Source organism: Pseudomonas sp. fls2-241-R2A-110 (genome assembly GCF_030209165.1).
Taxonomy (GTDB): Bacteria; Pseudomonadota; Gammaproteobacteria; order Pseudomonadales; family Pseudomonadaceae; genus Aquipseudomonas.
On the sequence record NZ_JARVSN010000010.1, the window covers coordinates 323,171 to 338,901 of the forward strand.

Genomic DNA, 15,731 nt, shown 5'->3' on the forward strand with positions numbered 1-15,731 from the left:
AATGCGTTTGCTGCTGGTTATTCGATGAAGGTGACGACGCCGCCGGCCAGCGACTGAACGCGAGCCAGGGATTCAACCCGATAACCCTGCGCATCCAGTTCCGCACGCCCGCCCTGGAACGACTTCTCGATCACGATCCCCAAGCCCGCCACGGTCGCGCCGGCCTGTTTGATGATCGAGATCAGCGCTTGCGAGGCCTTACCGTTGGCCAGGAAGTCATCGATGATCAGCACGCGGTCGCTGCTGGTCAGGTGGCGCGGGGAGATCGCCACGGTGCTTTCGGTCTGCTTGGTGAACGAGTAGACGGTCGCCGACAGCAGGTTTTCGGTCAGGGTCAGGGACTGATGCTTGCGCGCAAAAATCACCGGGACGCCCAGGTTCAGACCGGTCATGATCGCCGGGGCAATGCCCGAGGCTTCGATGGTGACGATCTTGGTGATCCCCGAGTCCTTGAACAGCGTGGCGAATTCGTCGCCGATCAGCTTCATCAGGGCCGGATCAATCTGGTGGTTCAGAAAAGCGTCGACTTTCAGGACCTGGTCGGAAAGCACGATGCCTTCTTCGCGAATTTTCTTGTGCAGTGCTTCCATGAAGCTTTCCTCTAAGGACGGCTGAGCGTCTAAGGCTGGTTAAAAAGTAGTCGATTCTAGCGCTTTAACATCGCGCGTATATCCGCCAATGCGGTATTGCCGCGAACGGCCTTGACCTCGACGGGCGTGTCGTCGGTGCCTTCCCAGGCCAGGTCGTCCGGCGGCAACTCATCGAGGAAGCGGCTCGGCGCGCAATCGATGATCTCGCCGTATTGTTTGCGCTTGGCGGCGAAGGTGAAGGCCAGGGTCTGACGCGCCCGGGTAATCCCGACGTAGGCCAGCCGGCGTTCTTCTTCGATGGTGTCGGCTTCGATGCTGGAACGGTGCGGGAGGATTTCCTCTTCCATGCCCATGATGAACACGTACGGGAATTCCAGTCCTTTGGACGCGTGCAAGGTCATCATCTGCACACCTTCGGCACCGTCTTCCTCTTCCTGCTGACGTTCCAGCATGTCGCGCAGCACCAGTTTGCCGATGGCGTCCTCGACGGTCATCTCGCCTTCTTCGTCTTTCTCCAGCGTGTTCTTCAACGCTTCGATCAGGAACCAGACGTTGCCCATGCGGTAATCGGCGGCCTTGTCGCTGGAGCTGTTGGTTCGCAGCCAGTTCTCGTAGTCGATGTCCATGACCATGCTGCGCAGCGCCGAGATCGGGTCTTCGCCGGCGCACTGTTCGCGCACCTTGTCCATGAAGCGCTTGAAGCGCGACAGGCGATCGGTGAAGCGCGCATCCAGGTGTTCGCCCAGGCCGATTTCGTCGGTGGCGGCGTACATCGAGATCTTGCGTTCAGTGGCGTAGTTGCCCAGCTTCTCCAGCGTGGTCGAACCAATCTCCCGGCGCGGAACGTTGATCACCCGCAGGAAGGCGTTGTCGTCATCCGGGTTCACGATCAGGCGGAAGTAGGCCATCAGGTCTTTCACTTCCTGGCGGCCGAAAAAGCTGTTGCCACCGGACAGTCGATACGGAATCTGGTGGTGTTGCAGCTTCAGCTCGATCAGCTTGGCCTGGTAGTTACCGCGATACAGGATCGCGAAATCGCTGTACGGCCGGTCCGTGCGCAAGTGCAGGGTCAGCAGTTCCACGGCCACGCGCTCGGCTTCGGCGTCTTCGTTGCGGCAGCGGATCACGCGGATTTCGTCGCCGTGGCCCATTTCGCTCCACAGCTGCTTTTCGAATTCGTGCGGGTTGTTGGAGATCAGCACGTTGGCGCACCGCAGGATGCGGCTGGTGGAGCGATAGTTCTGCTCCAGCATCACCACTTTCAGGGACGGATAGTCGTCCTTGAGCAGCATCAGGTTTTCCGGCCGCGCCCCGCGCCAGGCGTAGATCGACTGGTCATCGTCGCCCACCACGGTGAACTGGTTGCGCGTGCCGATCAGCAACTTCACCAGCAAATACTGGCTGGCGTTGGTGTCCTGGTATTCGTCCACCAGCAGGTAGCGGACTTTGTTCTGCCACTTTTCGAGGATGTCGGCGTGTTCCTGGAACAGCTTCACCGGCAGCAGGATCAGGTCGTCGAAGTCCACTGCGTTGAACGCCTTGAGCGTGCGCTGATAGTGGGTGTAGACGATGGCGGCGGTCTGCTCCTTGGGGTTGCGTGCGTTTTCCAGGGCTTCGGCCGGCAGGATCAGGTCGTTTTTCCACGAGCCGATCATGTTCTTGATCTCGTCGACGCCGTCGTCGCCGGCGTATTCCTTCTGCATGATGTCAGTCATGAGGGCTTTGACGTCGGTCTCGTCGAAGATCGAGAAGCCCGGTTTGTAGCCCAGCCGCACGTGTTCCTTGCGGATGATGTTCAGGCCCAGGTTGTGGAAGGTGCACACGGTCAGGCCACGGCCTTCGCCGCCCTTGAGCAGGGTGCCGACCCGTTCCTTCATCTCGCGCGCGGCCTTGTTGGTGAAGGTCATGGCGACGATGTACTGGGCGCGGATGCCGCAGTTCTGGACCAAGTGCGCAATTTTGCGCGTGATCACGCTGGTCTTGCCGGAGCCTGCACCGGCGAGCACCAAAAGAGGGCCGCCGACGTAGCTCACGGCTTCTTGCTGCCGGGGATTGAGTCGGGACATGCGTAGTCAGGGAGTCATTTGTGAAATGGGCCGGCATTTTAACAGGCTCAGCGAATTGTGCTGCTCTCTCCGACTTGTGACGTACTGCGCTATCTCTATTTGCCGGTTTTGATACTTTCAAGCAGGATGCGCGGTGAATTTGCGGCTAATGTTCGTATTCCAGACACAAATCCTCGCTTGAAAACTGATGTCATTTGGTCATTGGTTGGCGGCGCGGCATAATGCCTGCCGCCTACATCTTTGCAGAGTCTAGGGAGCTAGCTTGTCTACGCCTGTCGAACCCTTGCGTTTGCTGCTACTGGCCGAAGAGCCAGCGTGGGCAGCGTTGTTGCGCGAGTGTCTGGCTCCGATGGGGAGCTCGGCCGTGCTCATCAGCGCTCCGAGTTGGGACTCGGTCAGCAGTCTGTTCGATGACAACCGCGGTGCGGTGTTGTTGACGATTCCTGCCCTTCAGCCTGCGCCCGGCCGTTGTAACCTGCCGACGGTGTTGCTGCTCGAGCACGAGCCGACGTCGCCGCCCGATGGTGTGAGCGACTGGCTGGTGCGCGATCATCTCGATCCCGGCATGTTGCGTCGTTGCCTGCGCCACGTGCGTGAGCGCGGTGTGCTGGAAAACACCTTGCAGCGTCTGGCCGAGCAAGACCCGCTTACCGGCATCGCCAACCGTCAGGGTTTCCAGACCTTGCTGGCAGCGCGTCTGGCGGAAAACGACGGCCGGGGCCTGGCCCTCGGTCACCTGGATCTCGACAACTTCCGTCACGCCAACGATGCCCTCGGCCACCAGGCCGGCGACCGGTTGATCCTGCAAGTGGTCGCGCGCCTGAAAAGTCAGCTTGAGGCCAGCGATCAACTGGCACGACTGGGCAGCGACGAATTCGCTCTGCTGATCGACACCCGTCGTGCGCCGCAACGCGCCGAATGGATGGCCGAACGCATCACCGAAGCCCTGGCCGAACCTTATTGGGTCGATGGCGAAAGCCTGTTGATCGGTTCCAGCCTGGGCATCGCCCATGCCCGGGCCCAGGCGGGTGCCGATCCTCTTATGTGGCACGCGCACATCGCCATGCAGCAAGCCAAAAGCACTCAGGGCTGCACTTTTCACATCTTCAATGAACGCATCAACCGCAACGCCCGCAGCATGGCCGATCTCGAAAGCGAGCTGCGCCGGGCCTTGCGTCGTGACGAACTGGAGCTGCATTACCAGCCACGCCTGAACCTTGAGGACGGCAAAATCGTCGGCCTTGAAGCCCTGGTGCGCTGGCGCCATGCCGAGCGTGGTTTGCTGGCGCCCAGCGAATTCGTGCCGCTGGCCGAGCAAAGCGGTTTGATCGTGCCACTCGGTTACTGGGTGATTTCCCGTGCCCTGCGGGACATGCAGGCGCTGCGCGAGCGCGGTTTGCCGGCGCTGCACATGGCGATCAACCTGTCGTTCCGGCAGTTTCAGGACAGCCAATTGTTGTCGACCCTGAGCCGGCTGATTGCCGAGCGCGGCGTCGAGGCGCAATGGCTGGAGTTCGAGCTGACCGAAACCGCGGTGATGCGCCGCAGTGATCTGGTGAAGCAGACCATGGATGCGCTCGGGCGACTGGGCGTGCGCTTTTCTCTGGATGACTTCGGCACCGGGTTCTCGTCGTTCGTGCACCTCAACAGCCTGCCGATTGCCTTGCTCAAGGTCGACAAGAGCTTCGTCGGCGGCATGGAGGAGCGCGAAGAGAATCGCAAACTGGTGCACGCGATGATCAACCTGGCGCACAACCTCAATCTTGAAGTGGTCGCTGAGGGCGTGGAAACGACAGAACAACTGGATTTGTTGCGTGGGTTTGGTTGCGATCAGGTGCAGGGTTATCTGATCAGCAAGCCGTTGCCGCTGATGGAACTGGTTGAGTATTTGACGTTTGACAGCGACCAGCAGCCAGCGCTGGGCATCGTGAGCTAACCCTATACAACTGTGGGAGCGGGCTTGCCCGCGATAGCGATGTGTCAGTTGTTAACTATGTTGACTGACACACCGCTATCGTCGGAGCGCCGCCCGGAGCAGGCTCACTCCTAAAGGGGGATCTCACTCGGTCTGGGCGATCTCGAAACGCTGCGACGCAGGCTCGCGTCGAATCATTCCTTTCATCTTCCACTCGAACGCCAGCGTCAGACTCACCGCCGAGCACGCCAGGCCAAGCGCCAACCCCCACCAGACGCCCGTTGGCCCCCCGTTCAAATTGAACGCCATCCACCATGCCGCCGGTGCCCCGATCAGCCAATAGCAGCCGAGCCCGACCAGGAAGGTGGTCTTGGCGTCCTTGAGCCCGCGAATGCAGCCCATGGCGATGGTTTGCGTACCGTCGAACAGCTCGAACCATGCGGCGACCGCCAGCAGGCTCACAGCCAGGTTGATCACGTCGCGAAACGCCGGGTCGTTGTGGTCCAGGAACAGGCCGATCAACTGATTGGGCAAGAACCAGAACACCATCGCGAACCCGAGCATCGACACGGCCCCGAACGCAATCCCGACCCGACCCGCCAGCCGCGCATCCAGCAACTGTCCGGCACCGTAATGCTGACCGATGCGCATGGTGATCGCGTAGGAAATCCCCGCCGGTACCATGAACGCCACGGAAACAATCTGCAGGGCGATCTGGTGCGCGGCCAGTTGCGTGCTGCCCATGGTGCCCATGCACAGCGCCGCAAACGCAAACAACCCGACTTCCACCGCGTAGGTGCCACCGATGGGCAGGCCGAGGCGCCACAGCTCTTTCAAGTACTGACGGTTAGGCCGCGACAGGCCCTGGCGCAGCGGATAAGCGTCGTAGGCTGGATGCCGACGGATGTGCAGCGCCAGCGCCACGGCCATCAGGTTGGCGACAATGGCCGTGACCAGGCCGATGCCCATCAGGCCCAGTTTTGGCAGGCCGAACATCCCGGTGATCAACGCATAGTTGAGCAGGAAGTTGGCCACGGTGCCGCCCAGGCTAATGACCATCACCGGCGTCGCCCGGCCGATGGCGCTGGTGAAACCACGCAGGGCCATGAAGCTCAGATAGCCGGGCAGGGCGAACGGCAGGATCAGCAGGAACTGGCCGGCGGCGTGGACGTTGGTTTCGGTCTGGCCAAACAGCAGCAGCACCGGTTTGAGGTTCCACAGCAGCAACCCGGCCACCAGCGCCATCAGCCAGGCCAGCCACAACCCGGCCTGGGTCAGTCGCGCAGCACCGACGATATCGCCGGCGCCCTGACGGATCGCCACCAGGGTGCCGACTGCGGCAATCACGCCGATGCAGAAGATCGACACAAACGAATACGTCGCCGCACCCAGGCCGCCACCGGCCAGCGCTTCGGGACTCAGGCGCGCCATCATCAAGGTGTCGGTGAGGACCATCAACATGTGCGCCAACTGCGAGGCAATCAACGGCCCCGCCAGCCGCAGGATGGCCCAGAGTTCGGTACGTGCTGGATGCTGCATGGTCATCACGCTCGATTATTGAAGAGAAAAAGGAAACCCCAAGGAAAACAGGAGAACGCCGATTCTCGGCGCTTCACGGGGATTGCACAAAGGGATAAAAAGGATGGGTGGCATGAGTCAAACTCATGCTGGCAGGTTTCTGCTAACGTTGCGCAACCGCGCCTTAGGAGCTTTCCCGATGTCCCGTCGTCTTCCACCCTTGTATGCCCTGCGCGCATTTGAAGCGGCGGCGCGGCATAGCTCGTTTACCCGTGCGGCGGAAGAATTGTCGATCACCCAAAGCGCGGTCAGTCGGCATATTCGTACGCTCGAAGAGCATTTCGCCTGTCGTCTGTTTCACCGCAGCGGACGCAACCTGCAATTGACCGAGTCGGCGCGCCTGATCCTCCCCGGCATTCGTGAAGGTTTTACCGCCCTGGAACGTGCCTGCAATACCTTGCGCGCCGAAGACGACATCCTGCGCATGAAAGCCCCGTCGACGTTGACCATGCGCTGGCTGCTGGCGCGGCTCAGCCGTTTTCGGCACTTGCAGCCGGGCAACGAAGTGCAACTGACCAGCGCCTGGATGGACATCGACTCGGTGGACTTCAATCAAGAACCGTTCGACTGCGCCGTGATCCTCAGCAACGGGCATTTCCCGCCGGACTGGGAGGCGACGCTGTTGTTTCCCGAGGAGCTGATTCCTGTAGGCGCGCCGAATTTGCTGAAGGATCAGCCGTGGGACGTCGAGCGTCTGGCCAGCACCGAACTGCTGCACCCGACGCCGGACCGCCGCGACTGGCGCACGTGGCTGGTGCGCATGGGCGTGGATGATCAGGTGTCACTCAAGGGCGGGCAGGTCTTCGACACTCTGGAGCTGGGCATGATCGCGGCAGCCCGGGGTTATGGCGTGTCCATGGGCGATTTGCTGATGGTGGCGGAGGATGTCGCGCAGGGTCGTTTGAGTTTGCCGTGGCCGACCGCCGTGGCCAGTGGTGAGAATTATTACCTGGTCTGGCCGAAAACCCGCCCGGGAGGTGAACGTTTGCGCCGCCTCAGCGATTTCCTGCTCGGGGAGGTTCGGGCCATGGATTTACCCGATGTCGAACACCTTTGCTGAATCGATAGAGCCCCTGCGGTAGAGGCCTTGAGCCATATCCTCGCTTTTTACTCAAGTATTCAAGTTTGCCGCCGAGAATCTGCACATGGAACCTTCGTGCAGGTTTATCGCAATTCCCTTTGAATATTGCCGAGTGTGCATCGTGATCAGGATGTCTGGTCGCTCGGCCAGGAGCTGTCATGTCTCAACCCCGTGCCCGGATCGCCTCACAACTTGGTCTTGCGCTTGCCGTGATTCTGGCGATTGTCATCACTGGCAGTACCGTATTCGCCCTGCGTTCGCTGGACAGCGCCAACCTCGCCACCCGCGAGGAGCACCTGGCCAGCGAAGCCCGGTTGCTGGCCGACCAATTGAGCACCTTTCACGGCACGTTGCGTGAAAGCACCCAGCGCCTGGCCGGCCTGTTCGAGAAACGCTTCAGTGCGGGTCTGAGCGTGCACCCGGATGAGCCGGTGGCCGTGGCGGGCGCGCAGACGCCGGGCTTGCACTTGGGCAGCGAAGTGTTGAACAACAACTTCAAGGAAGTCGACGAGTTCAAGCAAATGACGGCGGGCGTCGCGACGGTGTTCGTGCGCAGTGGCGAAGACTTTGTCCGGGTCAGTACCTCCCTGACCAAGCAGGATGGCAACCGGGCCATCGGCACCTTGCTCGATCACGCGAATCCGGCCTATGCGCGCTTGATGGCGGGGCAGAGCTACGTCGGTCGCGCCTTGCTCTTCGATCGCTCCTACATGACCCAGTACACCCCTGTGCGCGACAGCAGCGGCAAGGTGATCGCCGTGTTGTTCGTAGGGTTCGACTACACCGATGCGCAGAACGCGCAGTTCGAAAACCTCAAACGCTTCCGCATCGGCCAGACGGGCTCGCTGGCGCTGCTGGATGAGCAGAACAAGTGGCTGGTGCCGATTGCAGGCGTGCAAGCGCTCGATAAAGCGGTCCCGGCCATCACCAGCCTGGCGAAAACCCCGGGCAAGGGCGATTTCTGGAGCGACAAGTCCGAAGACTTCTACAGCGTGGCCGTGCCGTTCGACGGCGGCCCATGGTCGGTGGTGGCGAGCATGCCGCAAACCGAAATCAGCGCGGTGACCTGGAGCGTTGGTATTCAATTGGCGATCGGCAGTTTGCTGGCGATGTTGATTGCCGTGGGTTCGGCAGTCTGGTTACTGCGCAGCAAACTCGCGCCGCTGGGTGATCTGGTGCGCCAGGCTGAAGCGCTGGGCGCTGGTGATCTGAGCGTGCGCCTGAACGTGTCGAGCAATGACGAGATTGGTCAACTGGCCCGCGCCTTCAACCAGATGAGCCAAGCGCTGTCGACAATGGTCGAGCACATCCGCAAGGCCTCGGGCGAGGTCAACAGTCGTGCCCAAGCGTTGTCCGGCCTGTCCGGTGGTGCCTATGAAGGGATGGAGCAGCAGTCCGGCGAAATCACCAGCATGGCCGGCGCCGTGGAAGAGTTCAGCGCAACTTCGCTGAACATCGCCGACAACATGGGCAGCACCCAACGCCTGGCCCAGGAAAACGCACAACAAACCCAGATCGGTCGCACGTCGATGGACGAAGCGTCCTCATCTCTGGAGCAAATTGCTGGCGCACTGAACAGCACCGCTACCGTGATCAACACCCTCGGTCAGCGCTCCCAGGAAATCGGCGGCATCGTCGGCGTGATTACCTCGATCGCCGAACAAACCAACCTGCTGGCGTTGAACGCGGCCATCGAAGCGGCCCGTGCCGGCGAGCAGGGTCGCGGCTTTGCGGTGGTGGCCGATGAGGTGCGCAACCTGGCGTCGCGCACCCGCCAGGCCACCGATGAAATTTCCGGGATGATTCAAAGCATCCAGCAGGAAACCGGCAACGCGATCAGCACCATGGAGCAAGGCAACCTGTTAATGCAGGAAGGCCTGTCGCGTAACGCCAACGTGGCCTCGGCCCTGGCGCGCATCGACGAACAGAGCCGCTCGGCCGGCGAGCAATTTGCGGCGATCACCACGGCGACTCAGGAACAGAGCAGCACCGCGACCTTGCTCAGCAGCAACCTGCAAAGCATTGCGCTGGCCAACAGCGAGCAGCGTGAAGTGGTGTCGAACCTGGCCGTTACCGCCAAAGAGCTGGAGAAGCTGGCAGCGGACTTGCGCCAAGAGGTTGACCGGTTTCGTTGAGTAGCGGCTGAAATCGCCTTCGCGAGCAAGCTCGCTCCCACAGGGTTGTGTGTCGTTCCGTCCTTTTGTGAACGACACAAATCCTGTGGGAGCGAGCTTGCTCGCGATCAGGTTTACCTCAATACCTAAACCGAGTGACTAATCACACTTGGCATTGCTCGACACTTCCTTGCTCGCCTGTTTCAACTGCTTGCCCAACTCCGCCGCGTTGGTGCTGTTGTAAACCCGGCCGCCGGTGTTTTCAGCGATGCAACGTGACGGGCCACCGGCACCGATTTTCACCACGTTGACCCGCAGGCGTGGTTGTTCCCTGGCGATGCGACGGGATACCGCGCAGGCGTCTTTATCGCAACCGTCCTCGCCGTCGACGAACATCACGATCACTGCATCGTTATTGCGCCCGTCGACCTTGCTGGCGGCGTAGGCCAGGCTGTCGGCCAGTGGTGTGCCATCGTTGGGAACCAGACCGCGAATCCCGTTGATCAGCCGCGGCCGGTCGCCAAGCTTGAACACGCCCTGGTCCGGTGTTCTTTCGCAACCGGCGAAGGTGATCAGGCGCGTGTCGATTTTCGGGTCCAGCCCATTGATCATGCCGGCCAGCGATTCCTTGGCGACGTCCATGCGGCTGGGCTTGGCGAAGATCTGCATGGTGCGGTTCGGGTCCAGGTACTTGTTCATCTCATTGCCGAAGAACCAGTCCTCGTCGGCTTTCACCGACTTGATGTTCAAATCCATCGAGCCCGAAGTGTCGAGTACCACCACAAATTGCGGGGGCACGGCATCCGGCGCTTTTTTACGGCACGCGTAGTTGTCCAGCGTCGGGGCTGGAGGTGGCGGCGGTGGTGGCGGCGCGACCGGTTTTGGTGGTGGGACCGGCTTGGGCGGCGGCACTGGTTTCGGTTCGGGCACCGGTTCTGGTTCCGGAGCAGGCTCCGGTTCCACGACAGGCTCGGGAACCGGTTCAACCGGTTTCTCCACAGGTTTCTCCACTGGCGTCACCACCGGCGCTACCGGTGGAACCACGACAACCGGTTCTCGGTGCAGGAACCACCAGAGCCACAGCGCCAGAAGCAGCAACAGCAGCGCAAGCAAGGCCGCCGCGATCCACCAGCCACGGCGCGAAGGCGGTACGACCGGCACCACCGGCGGCACGATCGGTTTGGGCGGACGCTGGTTCCAGCGCACCACCAGCGGCTCGCCATTGAGGCTGTACAGCTTGTCCAGTTCAGGCGTGCCGAGCAGGCTGCGCAGGTCTTGCGCTTCCGTTGCTTGACCGCGTCTTTGCAGTTCGTCCGCCAGCTGCTCGAGGGACGTCTGACGCACTTCATAGGTTTCCAGCAAGCGTCGTCGCGCGTCCTCGTTGAGGTCGGCATAGGGCGTGGGTTGGCCACCCAGTTCGGTCCACCATTCCAGCACGTCACCGCTGCCCATGCGCGGAATGGCGAAGAGGCTGGCGACGGTCGGCGGAAAATGTTTCTGGATGAGGGCAACTTTGGCTTGCAGTGCACTCATCCCCTCCGGTGTGGCTTGCGCATCCCTGATGACCCGCTGCATGACGACGATTCCTGAAAAAGGTGCCAGCCTCCCTCGGGAGGCGGCGGGGTGAAAAGTTACTCTTCGTAACCGAGGCTGAATTGCAGTTGGTTGACCTTTTTCTGCAAGACCTTCAGCTGCTCCTTCTTGGCGGCCAGCGTCGCGGGCGAGGCCTTGGTCACGGGCGCTGCCTGCGAGGCCTTGAGCTGCTGCTCAAGCCCGGCGATCTGCTTCTGCACCTGGCTTTCATTGGCATGCCGGGTCTTTAGCGAGGACAGCAACTGACTCAGCGACTGGTTCAGCGCCGCCTGGGATTTCTGCTGGCTGGCCAGGTCGGTCTTGGTGCTGAGTTGCTGGGCCTGAATGTTCTCGTAGACCTGGCGGAACATGGCGTTTTCCTGGCGAGAGGCAGACAGGGCCTGTTCTTTCTGCTTGACCTGATCGCTGTAGCCACCGGAGTAGTCGCAGTTCATTTTGGTCAGCATGCTGCTGTCGCGATTGGTCGCATCGCATTCGCCGGGCTTGGTCGCGCAACCGCTCAAAGCCAGGACGGCGGTGAGGACCGCCAGTGGTCGTAACGTCATGTGCTTAGCCCAAGGTGATCGCGGAGCGCTGGGAGTACAGACCGTCGACTTCCTTTTGCAGGGTGGCGACTTTCTGGTTCATTTTCTTAATGTTCATGTCCACCTGCTTGATCTCGGCGCCGGTGGCACCTTGTGCACGCTCGGCGTCTGCCACCTTGGTGTACTCGGTGACTTTGACGCGCATGTTGCCGAGGTCTTTACGCAGGCGCGCGATGTTGGAATCGATCTCGGCGATTTGCGCCTGGGCCTGGCTCTTGTCGACTTTCTTGTTGGCGATGTCCTTTTTGATCTGGGCAATCTTCGCCTGATCGTCATTGATCACTTGCTGAGCGGTCGCGGTACGGGCGATCACGTTCTGGGTGTCTTGTTCGACGTCGCTGTTCATTTTAGCCAAGCGGGTTGAGGTGTCGGCGTATTCGCTGCGACGCTGATCCAGGTAGTAGTTCGCGCCCATGGCTACGCCACACGCGGTAATACCGGCGGCGATGGCGCACACACCCTTGTTGTTGCTGTTGGACAGTGCGCAAGCGAGGATGCCGACACCGGCACCGACGGCGCAGGCCTGGTAGCCGGACTTGCTGAAGAACTCAGCGTCCTGGCCCTGGGTCAGGCGGGGGTCGGTTCCGTCGCTGTCGCCGAGCATGGAGCTACCGGTGTTGGCGCACCCCGTCAGCAGCAGGCTGCCGGCGACAACGAAAGCGATCTGTAGCTTGAAGCGAGTCCAAAGGCTGCGCGACATGGTGAGACTCCTTGGTGACGGTGTTGACTGTTTTTGTTGAGGTGAGTTACTGAGTGACGGTCTTGCAGCTGGTCAGCCAGGCGTCCGTGTCGATCTTCTGTTTTTGCAGGAAGGTCTTCTGATTGGCCCAGTGGGTGCGCAAGTAGGGTTTGAGCTCTTGCAGCTGTTTGTTGCGGGTGATGATTTCTTCCATCACCGGGACCTGCGCTTCAAGCAGCGGCTGGCCGTACAAGGTCGCTGATTCCACCAGGCTGCTGGCGTAGTAACGGCTGAGCTTGTGCAGGCGATCTTTTTGCTCGTCGAGCTTGCCTTTGCGCATGTCGCAGCTGGCGTCTTTTTCCGCCGCTTCGCAATTGAGCTTGTAGTTTTTTTGCAGGAAGTCCAAGTACTGGCCGTCGTCGAGCATCTTGGTGCACAAGAACGCACCCAGGTTGAGGCTGGCGCGGATCGCCTGATCGCGGGTTTCTTCCTGCTGCTGGTTGCTGGCGCGCAATTGGTTTTCCAGGGCCTGGAGTTTTTCCTTGAGCGCCTTGTCTTCCACGCCTGAGGCCAGCGAGTTCAGGGATTGCACCGTGCCTTTGTCGGCCGATTCGGTTTCCTTGCTGCCGGTGCCAAGTTTCTTCCAACTGCTTTCGATGCTGGCGACACGTTCGCGCGAAGTCAGGGTTGGCGAGACCAGCACCAGGCGCAGGCCGGTGGTTTTGTTTTTCACTTGGCCTTCGGCGTTGTAATACGGCTCTTCCTTGCGCAGCGCGGTGCGCAGGTCGGCCTGGGCGGTCAGGTAGTTGCCACCGCGCACCACATAGCCGCCGGCCTGACCGTGCTGGCGGTCGAGTTTGTTCAGGCGAAACGGCTCGAACATCATCTCGTCGACGTTGCCGAGCATGTCGTGCAAGCCCAACGGATTGGGCTTTTGCAGGCCCGACAACTGCAGTTTGCCGTTGGACGATTGCGCCCCGGCAAACCACTCGTAGGCATTGATGCCGTCGGGCATCGGGTAACGCGTATCACGGAATTCCGCCGCGCCGACTTCCAGGCCGCCGCGCGCCGCGAACTCCCACTCGACTTCCGTCGGCAGGCGCAGGAAGCCCAGCGAGCCGTCTTCTTTCGGCAGTTTGTCGGCGGCGTTTTTACGCAGCCACAGGTTGTACTTGTCTGCCGCCTCGACGGCTTCCACCCAGCTTACGGCCACTTGCGGCAGGCGCATCTTGGTCGCAGCGGTGGGGCAGGTTTGTTCGGTCAGCGCAGCGTATTGCAACTGACTCATCTCGTACTTGGCCATCAAGTAGTAGCGGGATTTGTCGTTCTTGGCGCCGGTGAAGCTGCCGGCAATGAAAGTTGGCCGGGTCTGTTCGACGTAGCCGTATTCCGCGCCGTCCTGACCGATGTTGATCGGGTAGTCGTCAAGCGGTCCGGCCACCGGAATGAACACCTTGCGAAACACCATCGAGCCTTCGCACGGCATCGGCAGCACGACATCGTTGGCCTCGGGCATCGGGTTGTAATACTTCTCTTCCCAGCCCGCTGCCGAGGCGTCGAGCAGGTAGCCGAGGCTCAGGGGTAACAGCAAGCCAAAACGTTTATAGCTCACGCAGACTCTCCGCAGGTTGGATGTTGATCGCTCGCACGGCGCCGATCACGGCCACCAGTGCAGCGACCACAAAGGTCAGGAGCAGGGCGGCAAGGCCATGCCAGATTGTGATGTGGCAAACGAAACTGCCGGTGGCCTGGCTGCTGCCGAGCAGGGAATCGAACAAATGACTGCCGACGGCATAAAACCCCAATCCGCCAAGGTACCCGGCCAGGCTCAGCAGCAGGGCCTGCATGACCACGAAACCGCCGACTGCCCTGCGTTTGAAACCCAGCAGGCGCAGGACCGCGAGACTTTTGCGTTTGCGGTCGATGTTGGCCAGAAACGCCCCGACCATCGACGCTACACAACCGATCAACGCCGCCAGGGCAATCACCCCGAAGATCAGCCCCAGTACATGGTTGATGGCTTTGACGTTGTCGATATCGGCCAGCCGACTCGAGGTTTCGATGTTTTGTTCATTGAGCCAGCGCTCCAGCGGCGCAACCTGATCGATGTCGCGAGCATACAGGCGGGCCCGGGCATACAGCGGTTGCAAATCGCCAAGAGGCTTACCGGTATCGACATTGAACTCGCGAACTTGATAGCCATCACGAAAGCGCTCCAGGCTCAGCAGCAGCGGCGGGGCGACAAACCCGGCGGCGCGACCGAAGCGAGCACCGTCGAGCACCGCCAGCACCGTCAACGTCATCTCGCCGCGCTCATTGACCCCGTCGAGCCGGCGCAGCACGCGCATTTGCACACTGTCGCCGGCCTTGGCCTGCAAGCGTTGCGCGGCGCGCTCACTGAGGATCACCTGGTTGCCGGTGGGATTGAGTTGCGGCAGGTTGAGCTGCGGATCGCCGGGTTCGGTGGCGATGATTTCCGCGCCTTCGACAAAGCGCTGCAGGCCGATCAACAAGTCCGCCTGGGTGTTGAGCGAACGGGTCTGGCCGAGGGCAAAACCGGTCTCGGGACGCTGGCGCACACGTTCGATCCAGGCGCTGTCGTAATTGCCGTTGCTGAGCATTTTCACTTCAAGGTTGCGCGGGTCGCGCAGCAGTTCGTCCTGCAACTGGCTGACCACGCCGTGCTTGAGACCGAACAGCAACAGCAACGGCGCGATCACCGCCACCAGGGAGGCGGCGATGCACAGCGACACCTTGCGGTCGTGCCAGAGGTCTTGCAGGGCCAGTGAGCCCAGCAGGCGCAGTCGTTCAGTCCATCGGTTCAAACGATGTCTCTCCCTCACGGCTGATCGCGCCGAGGCGCGGCAAGCCGAAATCCTTCAGCAAGGCCCAGTCATGGGACACGACGAGCGCACTCAGGCCCATGCTCGACACCAGGCTCAGCAGCAATTCGAACAAACGCCGGGCGCTGTGCGGATCGAGCGCAGCGGTGGGTTCGTCGGCCAACAGCAGCAGCGGTTCATGGGCAATCGCTCGCACGCAGGCCACGCGCTGGCGTTCGCCGATGGACAGCGCCTGAGGGTGTTTATCCAGCAACCCTTGCAAGCGCAACACCTCAACTGCGTGGTCAATGTGCGCGCTCTTCGCCGGCATGCCGAGCAAGCGGCGCGGCAGGCTGATGTTGTCGCGCACACTGAGGAACGGCAACAAGCCGCCGCTCTGCAAAATGAACCCCAAATGCCGCGAGCGCACAGCGGCCAAGGCCTGCTGGTCGTCGCAGGCCAGCAGTTGCGCGATGTCTTGAACCGGTGTGGCTTGCGCGCCCGTCCGCGCCGGGCCCAGTCGAAAGCGTTCCAGCTCGACCGGCGCCAGCAACAGGCCGATGGCTTCGAGCAGCGTGCTTTTGCCGCTGCCGCTCTCGCCGGTGATGGCGAGGATTTCCCCGGCCCCGACCTGCAAGTGCGGCAAGCGCACGAGATGGGCGAGCGCGCCTTCACCACGGCGCACCAGCAGGTTCTTGATATCGAGCAT

12 protein-coding genes are annotated in these 15,731 nt (G+C 61.3%); 3 read left to right on the top strand and 9 right to left on the bottom strand.

Features of this window, described 5'->3' with window-relative positions:
- Nucleotides 1-17 precede the first annotated feature (17 nt).
- Both QRN31_RS09710 and rep read right to left on the bottom strand, forming a co-directional pair.
- Nucleotides 18-590: a xanthine phosphoribosyltransferase gene (locus tag QRN31_RS09710; RefSeq protein ID WP_020799401.1), complete on the bottom strand. Its 573-nt coding sequence runs from the start codon at nt 588-590 to the stop codon at nt 18-20.
- A 56-nt stretch (nt 591-646) separates the two neighbouring features.
- On the bottom strand, nt 647-2,656 hold the full coding sequence (gene rep / locus QRN31_RS09715) for a DNA helicase Rep (RefSeq protein WP_090178058.1): 2,010 nt from the start codon (nt 2,654-2,656) through the stop codon (nt 647-649).
- Between the two features lie 262 nt (nt 2,657-2,918).
- Between rep and QRN31_RS09720 the strand changes: the two genes are divergently transcribed.
- Entirely contained in the window at nt 2,919-4,592 is a 1,674-nt protein-coding gene (locus QRN31_RS09720) for a putative bifunctional diguanylate cyclase/phosphodiesterase (RefSeq protein WP_285431694.1), read from the top strand.
- 123 nt (nt 4,593-4,715) lie between these two features.
- Here the strand turns inward: QRN31_RS09720 and QRN31_RS09725 are convergent, their stop codons facing one another.
- A complete protein-coding gene (locus QRN31_RS09725; RefSeq protein WP_285431695.1) occupies nt 4,716-6,110 on the bottom strand; it encodes a NorM family multidrug efflux MATE transporter in 1,395 nt (464 codons plus the stop codon).
- Between the two features lie 178 nt (nt 6,111-6,288).
- On the opposite strand from QRN31_RS09725, the gene QRN31_RS09730 reads away from it, so the two are divergent.
- Nucleotides 6,289-7,209 (top strand): LysR substrate-binding domain-containing protein, encoded by a 921-nt coding sequence (locus QRN31_RS09730; RefSeq protein WP_285431696.1) that lies wholly within the window; start codon nt 6,289-6,291, stop codon nt 7,207-7,209.
- 179 nt (nt 7,210-7,388) lie between these two features.
- Nucleotides 7,389-9,365 (top strand): methyl-accepting chemotaxis protein, encoded by a 1,977-nt coding sequence (locus QRN31_RS09735; RefSeq protein ID WP_285431697.1) that lies wholly within the window; start codon nt 7,389-7,391, stop codon nt 9,363-9,365.
- Between the two features lie 138 nt (nt 9,366-9,503).
- On the opposite strand, the gene QRN31_RS09740 is transcribed toward QRN31_RS09735, so the two are convergent.
- The 6 genes from QRN31_RS09740 to QRN31_RS09765 are packed head-to-tail and all read right to left on the bottom strand — an operon-like array spanning nt 9,504 to nt 15,731.
- Nucleotides 9,504-10,919 (bottom strand): vWA domain-containing protein, encoded by a 1,416-nt coding sequence (locus QRN31_RS09740; protein WP_285431698.1) that lies wholly within the window; start codon nt 10,917-10,919, stop codon nt 9,504-9,506.
- A gap of 56 nt (nt 10,920-10,975) precedes the next feature.
- Nucleotides 10,976-11,482, bottom strand: coding sequence for a hypothetical protein (locus QRN31_RS09745; protein WP_285431700.1), 507 nt, complete (start codon nt 11,480-11,482; stop codon nt 10,976-10,978).
- A gap of 4 nt (nt 11,483-11,486) precedes the next feature.
- On the bottom strand, nt 11,487-12,221 hold the full coding sequence (locus QRN31_RS09750) for a hypothetical protein (RefSeq protein WP_285431702.1): 735 nt from the start codon (nt 12,219-12,221) through the stop codon (nt 11,487-11,489).
- A gap of 46 nt (nt 12,222-12,267) precedes the next feature.
- Nucleotides 12,268-13,812: an SUMF1/EgtB/PvdO family nonheme iron enzyme gene (locus tag QRN31_RS09755; RefSeq protein WP_285431704.1), complete on the bottom strand. Its 1,545-nt coding sequence runs from the start codon at nt 13,810-13,812 to the stop codon at nt 12,268-12,270.
- Entirely contained in the window at nt 13,802-15,025 is a 1,224-nt protein-coding gene (locus QRN31_RS09760; RefSeq protein ID WP_285431705.1) for an ABC transporter permease, read from the bottom strand. The genes QRN31_RS09755 and QRN31_RS09760 overlap by 11 nt, the downstream gene beginning before the upstream one ends.
- Entirely contained in the window at nt 15,009-15,731 is a 723-nt protein-coding gene (locus tag QRN31_RS09765) for an ABC transporter ATP-binding protein (protein ID WP_285431707.1), read from the bottom strand. The genes QRN31_RS09760 and QRN31_RS09765 overlap by 17 nt, the downstream gene beginning before the upstream one ends.

Excerpts from the sequence above, each read along its gene's own strand:
- QRN31_RS09710 (WP_020799401.1), bottom strand. The coding sequence starts at position 590 with ATGGAAGCACTGCACAAGAAAATTCGCGAAGAAGGCATCGTGCTTTCC.
- rep (WP_090178058.1), bottom strand. The coding sequence starts at position 2,656 with ATGTCCCGACTCAATCCCCGGCAGCAAGAAGCCGTGAGCTACGTCGGC.
- QRN31_RS09725 (WP_285431695.1), bottom strand. The coding sequence starts at position 6,110 with ATGCAGCATCCAGCACGTACCGAACTCTGGGCCATCCTGCGGCTGGCG.
- QRN31_RS09730 (WP_285431696.1), top strand. The coding sequence starts at position 6,289 with ATGTCCCGTCGTCTTCCACCCTTGTATGCCCTGCGCGCATTTGAAGCG.
- QRN31_RS09735 (WP_285431697.1), top strand. The coding sequence starts at position 7,389 with ATGTCTCAACCCCGTGCCCGGATCGCCTCACAACTTGGTCTTGCGCTT.
- QRN31_RS09740 (WP_285431698.1), bottom strand. The coding sequence starts at position 10,919 with ATGCAGCGGGTCATCAGGGATGCGCAAGCCACACCGGAGGGGATGAGT.
- QRN31_RS09745 (WP_285431700.1), bottom strand. The coding sequence starts at position 11,482 with ATGACGTTACGACCACTGGCGGTCCTCACCGCCGTCCTGGCTTTGAGC.
- QRN31_RS09750 (WP_285431702.1), bottom strand. The coding sequence starts at position 12,221 with ATGTCGCGCAGCCTTTGGACTCGCTTCAAGCTACAGATCGCTTTCGTT.
- QRN31_RS09765 (WP_285431707.1), bottom strand. The coding sequence starts at position 15,731 with ATGCTCGATATCAAGAACCTGCTGGTGCGCCGTGGTGAAGGCGCGCTC.